Here is a 15,453-nt window from a genome sequence, read left to right as displayed (position 1 = left end):
GAAATGGGGGCACGATGAATCACCATGGCAGCCGGTAAGCAGGTGAAACGGGCGACGATCGCGGTGGCAGGCGCGGTCGTGCTCCTCATCGGTGTCGCTCTGCTGGTCCTGCCGGGGCCCGGGCTGTTGCTGGTGCTCGCGGGCCTGCTGATCCTCGCGTCGGAGTTTCCCGCACTGGAACGGCACGTCGACCCGGTCCGCGACCGGGCGATGAAGGCGGCGGAGGACAGCGTGTCCTCGCCGCTGCGGATCGCCGGCTCGGTGCTCGTCGGGCTGGGGCTGATCGCGGCGGGGATCGTGTGGGGGCTGCGGGTGTTCCCGTGGCTGCCGTTCGCGGGGTGGAGCACCGGGTCGAGCCTGATCCTGTCCGGGATCGTGCTGTTCGCGCTGCTGGCGTGGTCCTACCGGAAGGTCACCGCACGGCGTCGGTGATGTGCTTGCCCAGCGCGTCCGGCGCGTGCACGTGGGCGAGGTGGCCCTGGCCCGCGATCCGCGTGACCCGCGCTCCCGGGAAGGCGGCCGCGAACCGGCCGAACGGCTCGCCGTACGGGTGCCTGCCCTCGGACCGTTCCCCGACGATCAGCGTCACGCGCACGTCCAGGCCCGGGTAGCGGTCGAACGCCGGGCGGTGCGCGTTGATCGCCGCCAGCTCCTCGGCGAGCGGCGCGGCGAGCCGCACCAGCGCGGGCCACGCCGGGCTCCGGCGCAGGTCCTCGACGTACTCGGCGGAGAACCCGGACACGTCCCGGTTCACGATCTCCACGGCGCGCTCCGGGGTGGCCGCCCGCAGGGCAGGGACGTGCTCGGCGACGAACGGGGCGGCGACCGGCTCGTACAGGGTGAGCGACCGCGGGTCGGCGCGCCCGGCGGCGGCCTCGGCGGCGATCAGCCCGCCGTAGCTCCAGCCGACCAGGTGCGACCCGGTGCCGAGCTCGTCGAGGAGCCGGTTCAGGTCGTCGACCTCGGTGCGCACCGAGTAGCCGGCGCCGAGCGGCCCGCTCGGGGCGCGGCCGCGGCGGTTGACCACGACCACCGGGTTCGGCACGTCCACGTGCTCGACGACCGGCAGCCAGGACTCGGCGTCCGCCATCACGCCCGGCACCAGCACCACCGGCGCGCCCGCGCCGTCCCGCACGAGCGCGGTGAGGGTGGTGCCCGCCCGTTCGACCCGCATCGACCGCATGCCGCCATCCTGGCACCCGGACGTGGAGCGGCCCCCGGCACGGGGTGTGCCGGGGGCCGCTCGTTGTCACTCAGCCGGTCAGGAAGCACCGCCCGGCTGGACGACGCCGTTGACCGTCAGGGTGTACGGCGCGTACTGGTTGACGAGCTCGGTGGGCTCGTCGTACGCGACCACCGCGACGACCTTCGGGAACGGGGTCAGGAACAGCAGCTGCAGCCAGCCGAGCTTGACCTTGTTCTTGCCGTCGATCTCCATCTGGAGCGCGACCTGGTTCTTCTCGTCGTACGCGATCAGGCGCAGGTTCCAGTTGTGCACCGGGAACGGCCGGATCTCGGTCGGCGAGTCGAACGACTCCAGCGACGAACCATCGCTGACGGCGGTGCCGCCCACGGTGATGTCGTCGATCTTCAGGCCACCCTCGTTGACGCCGCCGTCGCTGATGTACTGGAAGCCCAGCAGCACGGTCTGGCCCGCGTACGCGGACAGGTCGAACGAGTGCGGCTCGAAGCCGTCGGTGGTGCCGTTCAGCGCCGGACCCTGCGGACCCGGCACCGTCTTGTCACCACTGATCGGGGTGTAGGTCGCCCCACCGTCGGTGGACACGACCACGTAGCCGTAGTCGTAACCCAGCTCGGCGCCGTACTTCGCCTCGAAGCGCAGCGTCGGGTCGGTCGTCGGCACCGCCACCGACGTCACCGCGGTGGCGTTGATGTTGTTGCCGTTGCCCGACCACAGCACCGGGTCACCGGCGCTGTCCGGGTCGTCCGAGACGACCGTCCACTCGAGCGGGAGCGGCGGCAGCGTCGCGGAACCGTCGAACGACAGGGACTTGAGGTCCTTGCCCTTCAGCACGGTGCCGTCGGCCTTCTGGAGCGGCACGAAGTCCGCACCGTTCGGAGCCGCGCCCGGGTCGTCGTAGGACTGCGGGTTGGCCAGGTTCACCGTCGAGCGCAGGCTCGGCGTGGTCACCCGCGACTTCGGCACACCGAGCACGACACCACGCCGCGAGTCGCCGACGATCTTGTCCAGCAACGTCATCGACTGGTAGTCGTGCAGCACCCGGTACATGTCCGACTGCCCCTCGGCCTCCAGTGCGGCGTCGAGGCTGGCCAGACCCTGGTGCTCGCCGTCCCGGTGCAGCAGCGACATGATCTCGGTGCCGTACCGGTCGGACAGGAACTGCATGAACGAGTACGCGTTGCCGTAGTCGGCGAGGACGGCGTTCGGGTTGCCCTCACCCCACAGGTTCAGCGAGTTCTCCGCACCACCGCAGTCCCGGGGGTTCGTGTTGTACGGCGTCTGCACCGTACCGAAACCCTGGTAGCAGTAGATGTGGCTGTCGCCGCCCTTGTCGAACACGGTCAGGCGCGGGTCCACGTAGCCGGTCAGGGTCTGCGCCCAGTCCGAAAGACCCTCGTTGATCCAGTTCCCCTCGAACGGGTCGGTGTAGTAGTGCAACAGGTGCTGCCACTCGTGCGCGAACGTGCCCTCGTACAGCTGCGGGCGCGCCGGGCGGCTGGTGCACAGGTCGCTCGTCGGCTCGTCGGCCGGGTTGGCACCGGTGCGGTGCGCCCAGTCGAACGCGTCGATCGTCATCACGTTCCGGTCGACCAGTTCGTTGAACTGGGCCGAGAAGAAGCCGGCGATGTACGTCGGCGCCGCCGGGAACGTGTAGTAGTTGTCGTCGCGCACGTTGTCGATCAGCGCGACCGTGTTGTCGCCGTCACCGGAGAAGTCGAAACCCTCCAGTGCCGGGTCCATGTTCGAACCGTCACGATCGGGCGGTGTCGAGAACGCCGCCGTCTCCTTCGGGTACATGTTGGTGTCGAACTCGTGCACGAAGGACGCCACCTGCTCGTCGGTGACCGTGGTCGAGTCCGGGATCTGGTTCCGGCAGTCGTTCGCGGGGAACGACGTGTCGTTCGCGACCCAGACCTCGATCTTGTCACCGACCCCGCGGAGTGTGTACTCCTTGAGGTACAGGCGGCCCTGGGCGTCGTCCAGCGCGAGCCACGGGCGGACCGTGCCGACCGGCGGTGTCACCGCTGCCGCCGCTGCCCTCTTGCTGCTCGGCTGGTAGCTGCTCGGGACGTGCACCGGCTTGCCGTTGAGCGTGAAGTCCTTGCGGGTCAGCTCACGGGTGTCGTCCACCGGTGCTTTCGCGGCGGGTGCACCGGCCGCCGCCGTAACGGGCAGTACCTGGAGAAGTGGAACCACGAGCAGAGCGGCCGCGACCGAGACTAATCGGCGTCGTCGCATGGAAACCCTTTCGCTATGCGTGCCCACCCCGTGGGGTGCCCACGAAAGCGGGCACAGTTGTACATGCCCCCGTACCTCGCCTTTTCGGTTGCGGCGTTCCAGTCGTTTCATTCACACACCAGTTTGTTTTTCCCGGTTAACGGGCACCGGGTGATCAAGTGGCTACTGGTCGTGGCGACTTCTCCGCGCCGTTTCGCGCACAACGGACAGCGCTCGGAGCGGGTGCTCCGAGCGCTGCCGGGAATTGCTGCGAACGCAGGAATCAGGTTCGTGCGTGTGCCTCGGCGGTCACCGGTCCCGCCGTGCCCTGCGGTGCCGAACCGGGGTTCACGATGACCACGTCACAGTGGACGGTCCGCCAGAGTTCCCTGCCCGCGCTCGCGTCCATCAACGCGGGCAGCCCGCCGTGGGTCGGCGCGCCGATGACGACCGCGCGGGCGTGGATGTCGTCGGCGTGCTTGCCGATCAGCCTGCCGACCGCACCGTGGTCGCCCGCGTTCAGCAGGACGTGCCCGACCGCGGGGACACCGGCCGCTGCCAGCCGGGACAGGTGCGCGCGGACGAGCGCCTCCGCGGTCTCGAGCGCCTCGCCGCTCGCGGCGGTCTCGGTGGTGTTCGCGTGCTCCTGCGCGTGCAGCACGTGCACCGCCCGGCCGTTGACCGCGGCGAGCCGGGCCGCCGCGTCGGTGACCCGCTCGGCGACGGGGGAGTCGTCGACGGCGGCGACGATCACGCCGTTGCCGGTGCCGCCGAGCGCGGTGCCCAGCTCCATGGTCGCCGGTGCCGCCGCCGGCGCCACGCTCTTGGCCTGCACCCGCTCCGCCTCGGCCAGCTCGCCGCGCGCCGTCCGCAGGATGACGATGCCGAGGAGCAGCGCGCCGGCGCCGAGGTAGAACGGCACGTGCACGTTCGTCGCCTCGACGAGCTTGCCCGCCGCGAACGGGGCGAGGCCGCCGCCGATGAACCGCACGAACCCGTACGCGGCCGAGGCGACGGGCCGTTCGACCGGCGCGATCGTCATGACCGCCTGCGTGGTGACCGTGTTGTTCACGCCGATGAACACGCCGGCCACGATGACCGCGGTCACGAGCACGGGCGTCTCGTTCGTCCAGATCGCGATCACGAGCACGACGAGCGCGAAGAGGAACAGGTTCGCGTAGAGCGTGCGCGCGATGCCGAAGCGGGCCTGCAGCTTGGGCGCGCCGAACACCGAGAAGACCGCGACGAGCACACCCCAGCCGGTGAACACCAGGCCCAGCTCGATCGCGCCGAGGCCCATGGGGAACGGCGCGTACCCCAGCACCGTGAAGAACGCCCAGTTGTAGCAGAGCGCGGTGAGCGACATGGTCGCGAGACCGCGGTGGCGCAACGCCTTCAGCGGTTCCAGGACACTCGTCTTGCGTTCGGGTTTCGGCAGCGGCTCGACGAGCACGAGCGTCGCGAGCGCGGCGATGGCCATGAGCACGGCGACGCCGAAGAACGGGCCGCGCCAGCTGATGTCGCCGAGCAGGCCGCCCAGCAGGGGCCCGACGGCGATGCCGAGCCCGAGCGCGGTCTCGTACAGGATGATCGCGCCGACGAACCCGCCGCTCGCGGACGCGACGATCACGGCGAGCGAGGTCGCGATGAAGAGGGCGTTGCCGACGCCCCAGCCCGCGCGGAAACCGACGATGCCGCCGATCGAGTCCGACGCGCCCGCCAGCGCGGCGAACACGACGATCAGCGCGAGCCCGGTGAGCAGGGTCTTCTTGGCGCCGATGCGGCTGGACACCCAGCCGGTGATCAGCATCGCCACCGCGGTGATCACCAGGTAGCTGGTGAACAGCAGCGTCACCTGGCTCGGCGTGGCGTTCAGGTCCGCGGAGATCGCGGGCAGGATCGGGTCCACGAGGCCGATGCCCATGAAGGACACGACACAGGCGAACGCGACCGCGAACACCGCTTTCGGTTGCTTGAAAGGACTGGCCGTCTGGCCGGTCATACCGCTGCTCCTTCGTGTGGTTCGGCGGCCAGCTGGGTCAGCGTCCTGATCGCGGGGACGGCGGCGAACAGCGCCGCCCGCTCGTCGGCGCTCAGCCGGTCGAAGAGGGCGCCGAGGCGTTCGGTGCGCACGACGCGGCGGCGGGCCAGCTCGGCGCGACCGTTCTCGGTGATGTGCACGCGGACCACGCGGCCGTCGCCGGGGTCGGGCACCCGTTCGGCGAGGCCCGCCTCCTGCAGGCGCGTGACCAGCTGCGTCATCGCGGGCTGGGTCACGCCCTGCTGCGTGGCGAGCTCGGTCAGGCGGGCCGGGCCGTCGCGGTCGAGGCTCGCGAGCGTCGCCGCCGAGGTCAGGGACAACCCACCTGCCGGGTTGAGGCGCCGGAAGAGCCGGACCACCTCTTCGAGGGCGATGGCCAGCTCGGCGGCGTCAGTATGCATAAGACATTTATATCACGCGCTTATGTATCTTGCTGCAAGCCGCTCAGGAAGGTGCGGACGGCCTGGTCGAACAGGGCGTCCTGGTCCGGCGCGGCCAGGTGGCGGGTGGCTGCGAGGGTGGGGTAGCGGTCGGCGTTGGCCTGGATCAGCTCGTGCGCCGAGGCCCTCGGCAGGGCGCCGTGCCAGGTCGACTCGGTGAGCGCGGCGCCGATCGTGAGGTTGGCGAGGCCGTGGGTCGCGGCGGCGAGCGCCGGTCCGGTCCGGCCGCTGCGCGCCAACGTGGACTGCAGGAACTCGGTGCGCGCCAGCACGTTCGGGCCCAGCATCGGGCGGCCGATCAGGGCGGGCGACCACGGGTGGCGCAGCATCGTGGCCCGCCATCGCAGCACGAGCGTGCGCGCGTCCGCCGCCCAGTCGGCGGTCCGGCCGGGGATCGCCACCTCGGCGAAGATCGCGTCGACGGCCAGGTCCAGCACGTCGTCCTTGGTCTTCACGTGCCAGTACAGCGTCGGCGGCGCCACGGCGAGGCGCTCGGCCAGCTTGCGCATCGTGAGGTGCGCGGTGCCGTGCTCGTCGAGCAGCTCGATCGCCGCCGCCGTGATGCGCTCGCGGGTCAGTGCGTCCCGCCGGGGTTTCTCCTCCCGCAGCCACACCTCGCCCGCGACCCCGCCCGACCGGCCGCCGCGGCCACCCGCCCGCAATTCCTTCGCGTCCACGAACGGCACTCTAGTACGTTGGTCGAGCACTCGACCAACGTTCGAGGAGGCTCCCTTGGCGCACGTGGACGTCACCGGCCTCACCTACCGGCTCGGCGACGGCAGGCTCCTGTTCGACGACGTGTCCTTCCGCGTCGGCGACGGCGTGACGGCGGGACTCGTCGGCCCGAACGGCGCGGGCAAGACGACGCTGCTGCGGCTGGTCGCGGGTGAGCTGGCGCCCGCGGCGGGCACGGTCGCGACCTCCGGCGGCATCGGCGTGATGCGGCAGTTCACCGGGCCGGGGCGGGTGCGTGACCTGCTGCTGGGTGTCGCACCGGCCCGGATCCGGGCCACCACCGCGGCACTCGCGGCGGCCGAGGCCGCGCTCGCCGACGACGAGGCCTCGCAGCTGCGGTACGCCGGCGCGCTCGCCGAGCACGTCGACGCGGGCGGGTACGACATCGAGGTCGTGTGGGACACGTGCACGACGGCCGCGCTCGGGCTGCCCTTCGGCGCCGCGGCGGACCGGCCCCTGGACACGCTGTCCGGCGGCGAGCAGAAACGCCTGGTGCTGGAGGCCTTGCTGCGCGGCCCGGACGAGCTGCTCCTGCTCGACGAGCCGGACAACTACCTCGACGTGCCGGCGAAGCAGTGGCTCGAGGAGCGGTTGCGGGCCAGCGCCAAGACGATCCTGCTCGTGTCGCACGACCGGCAGTTGCTCGCGAACGCCACCGACCGCGTCCTGGCGGTCGAGAACCGGGACGTGTGGGTGCACGGCGACGGCTACGCCACGTTCCCCTCGGCACGGGACCGCCGGGTCGCCGAACTGGACGAGAAGCGCAAGCGCTGGGAGGACGAGCACCGGCGGCTGCGGGGCATGGTCCACACGCTGCGGCAGGCCGCCGCGAAGAACGACGCGGTCTCCTCGGCGTACAAGGCCGCCCGCACCCGGCTCGACCGCTTCGAGGAGGCGGGTCCGCCGCAGCGGCCGCCGAAGGCGCAGAACATCCGCATGCGGCTGTCCGGCGGCCGGACCGGCAAGCGGGCGCTGACGTGTGCACGGGTCGCGCTGACCGGGCTGACCGACGCGTTCGACCTGGCGGTCTGGTTCGGCGAGCGGGTCGGGGTGCTGGGCGGCAACGGCTCCGGCAAGTCCCGTTTCCTGCACCTGCTGGCGGGGGCGGACGTCGCGCACGACGGCACGGTCGAGCTGGGCGCCCGGGTCGTGCCCGGCCTGTTCGCGCAGACGCACGTCCGGCCGGACCTGCGCGGGCGCCGCGTCGCGGACATCGTGATGGCCGACGCGGCGCTGCACCGCAACGACGCCATGGCCGCGCTCGCCCGCTACGAGATCGCCGCGGCCGGGCACCAGACGTACGAGACGCTGTCCGGCGGGCAGCAGGCGCGGCTGCAGATCCTGTTGCTGGAGCTGGCGGGCGCGACGCTGCTGCTGCTCGACGAGCCGACCGACAACCTCGACCTCGCGAGCGCGGAGGCGCTGCAGGCCGGGCTTGCCGCGTTCACCGGCACGGTCGTGGCGATCACCCACGACCGCTGGTTCGCGGGCGAGCTGGACCGCTTCCTCCACTTCGGCCGCGACGGCCGGGTGACCGAGGTGGACCACCCGGTGTGGACGTGAGCGGAAATCGGTTGCTCACTCCCGGTAATCTGCACCGCATGACGACGTTCTTCTTCCGATCGGCCGGCCGCCGCTAGCCGGATCGAGGAACACCCGCGGCTGGCGATGTGGGGCGGCTGTCCGTCGCGCCAGGTCGCTCTTCGGGAGTGTCGTCATGCCCGCACACCGCCGCCCGGCGGTGGGTACCCGCCTGTTCGCACGCACGGTCCACGGCCTGGAGAAGGTGGCCGAGGCGGAACTGCGCGAACAGGGCTGCACGGTCCACGCCGTGACCCTACGCCAGCTCGTGCTGACCGCACCGGCCGCTCTCTGTCCACCGAGGACGGTCGACGACCTGTTCGACCTCGTGCTCGCCCTGCCGGATCCCGGTGCCACCAAAGCGGATCTCGGCGCGCTGGCGCGGGCACTGGCGTCGGCGCCACTGGGGGTGCCGCCGACGCCGGTGCTCAGCGTCTCCGCGTCGACGGCCGGCCGCCGCACCTACAGCCACCTCGACGTGGCGGACGCCGTCGGCACCGTCCTCGCGGCCCGGTTCGGCGCGGTCTACGCGTCCCGCCGCGGCGGCGCGAAACCACCGCCCGGCGCGGTGGACTGGCGCGTGGCCATCGACGCCTCCGGTGTCCACATCGGACTCCGCGGTGCCAGGCCGCCGCTGCACCGGCGGCCGTGGAAGGTCGCGTCGGTGCCCGGCACCCTGCACCCGCCGGTCGCCGCCGCGATGGTCCGCCTCGCCGGGATCCGGCCTGGTGACGTGGTCGTCGACCCGTGCTGTGGCGCGGGCACCCTGCCGGCCGAGGCCCCGGCGGACACGTTCCGCGCAGGCAGCGACCGGGCCGGGGTGGCGGCGGCCAGGACGAACGCGCCCGGCATCCCGTGGTTCACCGCCGATGCCCGGCGGCTGCCGTACCCGACGGGGTCGGTCGACCACGTGCTGACGAACCCGCCGTGGGACCGGCAGGTGGCGTCCCGTGGCACGTTCGCGGAGTTCGTGCGCGAGTGGCGTCGCGTGCTGCGACCGGGTGGGCGGCTGACCTACCTCGGCCCGCAGGACCCGCCGCCCGGCTGGCGCGTGGTCGGCCGCCACCCGATCAGCCTGTTCGGGCAGCACCCGGTGATCACGGTGTGCGGGCGGTGAATGGGAAGTACGGGAATTACCGGACGCTTTCGGCTGTAGTGCGCGACCGGTTCGTGGCGCACGCTGTGTGGCGTTGTCCTTCTTCCCCCTGCTGGAGGCAGCATGCGTACCTTCCTCGTCTCACTCACCGCGGGCGCGCTCGTCGCGTTCGCCGTCCCGGCGGCCGCCACCGCGCCGCCCGCCGTGCTCGCCGCGCCGGACATCCCCGTCGCGAACGTGCAGGCGCACCTGAACCAGTTCCAGTCGATCGCGACCGCCAACGGCGGGAACCGGGCGCACGGCAGACCCGGGTACCGCGCGTCGATCGACTACGTGCAGGCGAAGCTGAACGCCGTCGGCTACACGACGTCGGTGCAGTCGTTCACGTCCGGTGGCCTGACCGGCTGGAACCTGATCGCCGAGTGGCCGCGCGGCGACGCGAACAACGTGGTCATGGCGGGCGGGCACCTCGACAGCGTGACCGCGGGTCCCGGCATCAACGACAACGGCTCGGGTTCGGCCGCGCTGCTGGAGGTCGCGCTGACCGTCGCGAGCCAGGACCTCAACCCCGGCAAGCGGCTCCGCTTCGGCTGGTGGGGCGCGGAGGAACGCGGCCTCGTCGGCTCGACCTACTACGTCAACAACCTGCCGTCCGCGGAACGGTCGCGCATCAAGGCGTACCTCAACTTCGACATGATCGGCTCGCCGAACCCGGGCTACTTCGTGTACTCGGCGAGCGGTCAGCCGTCGGGTTCCCTTGCCCTGCAACAGACCCTGCAGGCGCCGTTCGCGACCATGGGCGTGCCGACCGAGCTGACGTCGGTGGGCGGGCGGTCCGACCACGCCGCGTTCGCGAACGCCGGCATCCCGGTCGGCGGGCTGTTCACCGGCGCCGAGGTGACGAAGACGTCCGCGCAGGCGCAGAAGTGGGGCGGCACGGCGGGACAGGCGTTCGACCGCTGCTACCACGCCTCCTGCGACACGACGAGCAACATCAACGTGACCGCGCTCGACCGCAACGCCGACGCGATCGCCTACGCCGTCTGGACGCTGTCCGCGGGCACCCCGCCGCCGACCGGTCCGCGCTACGAGAACACCACGGACGTCACCATCCCCGATCTGTCCACAGTGGAAAGCACGATCACGGTCAGTGCGCACTCCGGGTACGCTCCGCCGCACCTCGAGGTGGGCGTCGACATCCGGCACACCTACATCGGCGACCTCGTCGTCGACCTGGTCGCGCCGGACGGCTCGGTCTACAACCTCCACAACCGCACCGGCGGCGGCACCGACAACATCACGACGACGTACGTCGTGAACGCGTCGAGCGAGCTCGCGAACGGCACGTGGCGACTGCGCGTGCGCGACGCCGCGTCGCTGGACACGGGTTACATCAACGGGTGGAGCATGCAGTTCTGAGCTGACGGGCCGGGCGCGAGCAGCGCACGCCGCTGGTCGCGCCCTGGCTCACCTCAGCGAGGGGTGAGAACTTCTCATCGACTGTGGTTAAGTACGCGCATGGTCGACTACCGGTCGCGGCACCCGGAGCTGCACGCGGACTTCGTCACCCCGGACCCGGCGTTCTCGCCCGCGCCGATCTGGTGGTGGAGCGGTGGCCGGGTCACCCTGCCCGGCCTGCGCGACCAGCTCGACAAGCTCGTCGACCAGGGCGTGCACAACGTCGTCGTGATCAACCTGGCACCGTCCGGGCCCAGCTACGGGGCACTGGCGGACGAGCCCGCGCTCCTGTCCGACGACTGGTGGGCCCTCTGGGCGGGCCTCTGCGCCCACGCCCGCGACCGCGGCGCCCGGCTCTGGTTCTACGACCAGATCGGGTTCTCCGGCGCCAACCTCCAGGGCCGGATCGTCGCCGGGCGGCCGGCGTTCGCGGGCGCCTCCCTCGAGTACCTCACCGGACGCGGTGAGCTGCGCGTGCCCGACGGCGGCGACGCCATCGCCGCGTGGGCGGTCGACGAGCGGCGGCCGCTGGCCGTCCACGACGGACGGGCCACCCACGACGGCGAGATCCTGCTCGCCTACCAGCTGCGCCGCGGGTTCGACTACACCTCACCGCAGGCGTGCGCCGTCCTGTTCGACCAGGTCCACGGCGAGTTCGAACGGCGGCTCCCCGAGTACCTCGGCGACGTGGTCGTCGGGTCCTTCCAGGACGAGCTGCCGTCGCTGCCGACCTGGTCACCGCGGTTCGCCGAGGAGTTCGCCAAGCGCTGCGGGTACCGGATCGAGACGCTGATCGGCGCGCTCTGGCACGACTGGGGCCCCGAGTCCGCGCGGGTCCGCGTCGACTACCAGCGGGTCCGTGCCGCGCTCGCCGAGGAGGCGTTCTTCGCGCCCCTGCACGAGTGGCACGAGCGGCACGGCATGACCGTCGGCGTCGACCAGCAGAGCCCGTCGCGGGCGGGGGAGCCGCTCGGCACCGTCCGCCAGTACGCCGACTACCCGCGCACGCACCGCTGGTACAGCGCGCCCGGCAGCGACCACTGGGGCGACGCGAAGCTGCACAGCTCGCTGGCCCACCACTACGGCAGGCCGCGCACGTGGATCGAGGCGTTCCACTCCACGGGCTGGGGCGGCACCCTCGAGGAGACCGTCGACTGGCTGCTGCCGTGGCTGCTCTCCGGCGCCACGCTCTACAACCCGCACGCCGTCTACTACGCGACCGGCTCCTCGGCCGGCGCCGACTGGTGGGAGTGGGCGCCGCCGAGCACGTGCTGGCGCCAGCCGTACTGGCCGCACTACCGCCACTTCGCCGACACCGTCAGCCGCCTGTGCAAGCTGCTGACCCGCGGCGAGCACGTGTGCGACGTCGGCGTGCTGTTCCCCGCGACGACCGTGGCCGCGGGCACGCTCGTCGACGGCACCCGCGCCGACGCCGCGCTGGCGCACCGCACGTACCTCGACGTCGTCGGCCGCATGCTGTGGTTCGACACCGCGCCCGGCGCGTTGCGGTCCGCCGGGCTGGACTTCGACGTGCTCGACGACCACACCGTCGCGACCGCGTCGGTGCGGGACGGCGCGCTGCACACGCGGGGGGAGCGGTACCGCGTGGTGGTCGTGCCCGCGTGCACGGTGCTGGCGGCCGCGACCGCGCGCAGGCTGGTCGAGCTGGCGTCGGACGGCGGGCAGGTGGTGCTGCTGGGTGCGTTGCCGGAGCACGCCGACACCCCCGACGGCGACGAGGCCGTGGCCCGGCTGCGGGAGCTGGGGGTGGCGGAGCTGCCGTCGGTGGACCGGCCCGTGCGCGCGGACACGCCCGTGCTGCGCCGCCGGGTCGGCGACCGCGAGGTGCTGCTGGTGACCGCGGGCGAGGCGACGGTCAACCCGATCCTGCCGGGCACGGCGTGGTCGGACGAGGCCGAGGACCTGGACATGCCGCGGTACAACCGGCTGCTGCGCGAGCGGGGGTACACCTTCGACCCGTCCCGCCGCGCGGCGACGACCGCAGTGTGGCTGGCCGGGACGGTGACCGACGTCGAGCAGTGGGACCCGCTGACCGGGACGGCGTCGCCCGCGCCGTGCCAGCCCGTCGACGGCGGCACGGAGGTGACGGTCGCGTTCGACTCGGCGCCCGCGGCAGTGCTGGTGTGGTCGGGCGAGGCGGGGCCGCCGGTCACCGCTGCGCCGTCGCCTGCGCTGACGCCGTCGCCGCTGCCCGGCCCGTGGCGGTCCACAGTGGACGCCGAGGTGGTCGAGCAGTGGCGGCCGTGGCACCGGATCGACGGCGAGTGGCGGCAGGTGCTCGTGACGTACGGCGAGTTCGCGCAGGTCAGCGTGGATGGCGGGCCGTGGCGGCCGGTCGCGTACTCCCTGTCGCGCGGGATCGAGAAGGACCCCGTCCACGTGCACGCGCTCGGGCCGAAGGGGCGGGTGCCGGAGGAGTTCTGGCACGTCGAGGAGGCGTCGACGGTCCGGCTGCGGACCTTCCTGCCGGCGCCGCCGGGCGCGCGGACGCTCGCCGTCGCGGCGAACGGGCCTGTCGAGGTGTGGTGGAACGGGACGCGACTGCCGGACGACCCGGGTGGTTACCTGCGCCTGTTCGACGTGGAGTGCGCTGACCGCAACCGGTTGGCGGTCGTCGTCCGGTCCGAAGAGGACGGTCCGCTGCGCGGCTACTGGGCGCTGACCGACGACCCGGCGGCGTTCGCGCGGCCGGAGTGGCTGACGCCTGCCGATGGCAGCGTGCCGGGGACGACCGTGCGGGCGTCGGCTTCCGTGGTCGGCGAGCCGGGCCCGGTGATGGTGCAGCTGGGGACGGAAGGCGCGGCGACGTTCCTGGTCAACGGCGTTGAGGCGGCGGTGCAGGGCGCGTTCGACCCGTACGCGACGCGGCCCAATCCCCGGGTGCTGCCGCACGAGATCGTGCTGGCGCCGGGGGAGAACCGCCTCGAGGTCGTGTTCCGGGACATGGGCACGCCGGTCTCGTTGATCTTCGACGGCCCGGCGGCGACGTGGTCGTTCACCCGCGACGGCGCGCCGGTGGCGACGGCGTTGCGGCGACGGCAGTCGTACGACCCGAGGTGGCCGCTGCTGCGTGCGCGGCCGCACCCGCTGCCGAGGGCGACGTGGCTGGACGGGGCGCCGGTGACCGGGGTGCTCGACGTCGTGCCGGACTCGGGGCACGAGCGTCGGGACGAGTGGTTCCGGCTGGTCGTGCCGCCGGGCGCGCGACGGGTGCGGCTGCCCATCGTGGGGGAGGTGGAGGCGTCGGTCGACGGGGTGCCGGTGACCGGTGCGGAGCTGCCGCCGGGCCGGGAGCTGCTGATCAGGGTGACCCCGGAGGACGGCCGCACAGGCGGCGCACTGTGGGACGGTCCAGCGGAGTTCTTCCGTGACGAGGACGGCACCGTCGAACTCGGGCCATGGGAAGACCTCGGGCTCGGGTCGTTCTCCGGGGCCGTCGGCTACCACCGCGACCTCGACCTCAGCAACCCCGGCACCGTCGTCCTCGACCTCGGCGCCGTGCGCGGGACGGCCGAGGTGCACGTCAACGGCCGGCCGGCGGGCGTGCGGATCTGGTCGCCGTACCGGTTCGACCTCACCGGGCTCGTCCGCGACGGCACCAACTCGATCACCGTCACCGTGCGGAACACGCTCGGGCCCCGGCTGGACGACACCTCGCCGACGCTCGGGGTCTACGCGGGGCAGCGCGTCTCCGGCCTGCTCGGCCCCGTCACGCTGTGGACTTGACCGGACCGCACCGGCTGATACAGGCTTTGTGATGTTGGCGCGGAAAATGTTAAGAGGGTCATGAGCAACGACACGAGCAGCCGCAAAGGGCCGGACTCGCGGCGGAAGGCACTCGCCGACCACGTGCTGTCCGCGGGCTCGGTGAGTGCGGCGGACCTGGCCGAGCTGTTCGGCGTCAGCCTCATGACCATCCACCGCGACCTCGACGAACTCGAGCGGCAGGGCATCGTCCGCAAGTACCGGGGCGGGGTCACCGCGCAGCCGTCCGGGGTGTTCGAGAGCAACGTCGCCTACCGGATGAAGTCCATGCGGCGCGCCAAGGACGCGATCGCCGCGCACGTCGTGCCGATGATCGAGCCCGGCATGGCCGTCATGCTCGACGACTCCACCACGGCACTCGCGCTGGCCCGCCAGCTGGTCGGGATCACGCCGTTGACCGTGGTCACCAACTTCCTCGAGGCCATCAACCTGCTCGCGCGCGAGCGCGACATCCGCCTCATGGCCCTCGGCGGCGACCACGACCCGCTGCACGACTCGTTCCTCGGCATGTCCTGCGTCGACGCCATCGAGTCGCTGCGCGTCGACCTCTGCTTCGTCTCCACGTCCGCGGTGTCCGGCGGCTTCGCCTACCACCAGGAACAGCACATCGTCTCGGTCAAGCGCGCCATGCTCGCCGCCGCCGCCCGCAGCGTCCTGCTCGTCGACCACACCAAGCTCGGCCGGGTCGCCCTCCACCGGGTCGCGCCGCTCGCGGTGTTCGACCGGGTCGTCGTGGACGACGGCGCGAGCGCCGATGTCCTGCGTGAGCTGGACGAGCACAAGGTCGTCCACGAGGTCGCCGCCACTTCTTGACACGTTTCAATTCGGCTCTCTACGCTCCACGTCACACTCTCTGGTGTTAACTTCACATCTCATCGGTGACATGTGATCGGAG

General features: G+C 72.1%; 11 protein-coding genes. 6 read left to right on the top strand and 5 right to left on the bottom strand.

Going from position 1 to position 15,453, the window contains the following annotated elements; genetic code table 11:
- Positions 1-24 precede the first annotated feature (24 nt).
- Positions 25-432, top strand: coding sequence for a PGPGW domain-containing protein (locus ACYQ77_RS13185; RefSeq protein WP_459710812.1), 408 nt, complete (start codon positions 25-27; stop codon positions 430-432).
- Here ACYQ77_RS13185 and ACYQ77_RS13180 read toward each other — a convergent pair.
- The 5 genes from ACYQ77_RS13180 to ACYQ77_RS13160 form a co-directional block, all read right to left on the bottom strand.
- Positions 413-1,183 carry an alpha/beta fold hydrolase gene (locus ACYQ77_RS13180; RefSeq protein ID WP_459710810.1) on the bottom strand — a complete coding sequence of 257 codons (771 nt, stop codon included), beginning with the start codon at positions 1,181-1,183 and terminating at the stop codon, positions 413-415. The genes ACYQ77_RS13185 and ACYQ77_RS13180 overlap by 20 nt on opposite strands.
- 78 nt (positions 1,184-1,261) lie before the next feature.
- Positions 1,262-3,334, bottom strand: a complete 2,073-nt coding sequence (locus ACYQ77_RS13175) for a choice-of-anchor J domain-containing protein (protein ID WP_459710808.1) — start codon at positions 3,332-3,334, stop codon at positions 1,262-1,264.
- Positions 3,335-3,704: 370 nt separating this feature from the next.
- A complete protein-coding gene (locus ACYQ77_RS13170) occupies positions 3,705-5,423 on the bottom strand; it encodes an MFS transporter (protein ID WP_459710806.1) in 1,719 nt (572 codons plus the stop codon).
- Positions 5,420-5,863, bottom strand: a complete 444-nt coding sequence (locus ACYQ77_RS13165; RefSeq protein WP_459710805.1) for a MarR family transcriptional regulator — start codon at positions 5,861-5,863, stop codon at positions 5,420-5,422. Before ACYQ77_RS13165 ends, ACYQ77_RS13170 begins: the two co-directional genes overlap by 4 nt.
- A 20-nt stretch (positions 5,864-5,883) precedes the next feature.
- Positions 5,884-6,579: a TetR/AcrR family transcriptional regulator gene (locus ACYQ77_RS13160; RefSeq protein WP_459710803.1), complete on the bottom strand. Its 696-nt coding sequence runs from the start codon at positions 6,577-6,579 to the stop codon at positions 5,884-5,886.
- Between the two features lie 55 nt (positions 6,580-6,634).
- On the opposite strand from ACYQ77_RS13160, the gene ACYQ77_RS13155 reads away from it, so the two are divergent.
- From ACYQ77_RS13155 to ACYQ77_RS13135, 5 genes are all read left to right on the top strand, one after another.
- A complete protein-coding gene (locus ACYQ77_RS13155; protein ID WP_459710801.1) occupies positions 6,635-8,200 on the top strand; it encodes an ABC-F family ATP-binding cassette domain-containing protein in 1,566 nt (521 codons plus the stop codon).
- Positions 8,201-8,354: 154 nt separating this feature from the next.
- A complete protein-coding gene (locus tag ACYQ77_RS13150) occupies positions 8,355-9,335 on the top strand; it encodes a methyltransferase domain-containing protein (RefSeq protein WP_459710800.1) in 981 nt (326 codons plus the stop codon).
- Between the two features lie 102 nt (positions 9,336-9,437).
- Positions 9,438-10,733, top strand: a complete 1,296-nt coding sequence (locus ACYQ77_RS13145) for a M28 family metallopeptidase (protein ID WP_459710798.1) — start codon at positions 9,438-9,440, stop codon at positions 10,731-10,733.
- Positions 10,734-10,832: 99 nt separating this feature from the next.
- Positions 10,833-14,519, top strand: a complete 3,687-nt coding sequence (locus tag ACYQ77_RS13140; RefSeq protein WP_459710797.1) for a glycosylhydrolase-like jelly roll fold domain-containing protein — start codon at positions 10,833-10,835, stop codon at positions 14,517-14,519.
- Positions 14,520-14,579: 60 nt separating this feature from the next.
- Positions 14,580-15,371: a DeoR/GlpR family DNA-binding transcription regulator gene (locus ACYQ77_RS13135; RefSeq protein WP_459710795.1), complete on the top strand. Its 792-nt coding sequence runs from the start codon at positions 14,580-14,582 to the stop codon at positions 15,369-15,371.
- Positions 15,372-15,453 lie beyond the last annotated feature (82 nt).

This window comes from Actinophytocola sp. KF-1, from assembly GCF_054661535.1.
The sequence above is the reverse complement of the archived record's forward strand: the minus strand, read 5'-3'. Positions and strand labels throughout refer to the sequence as shown.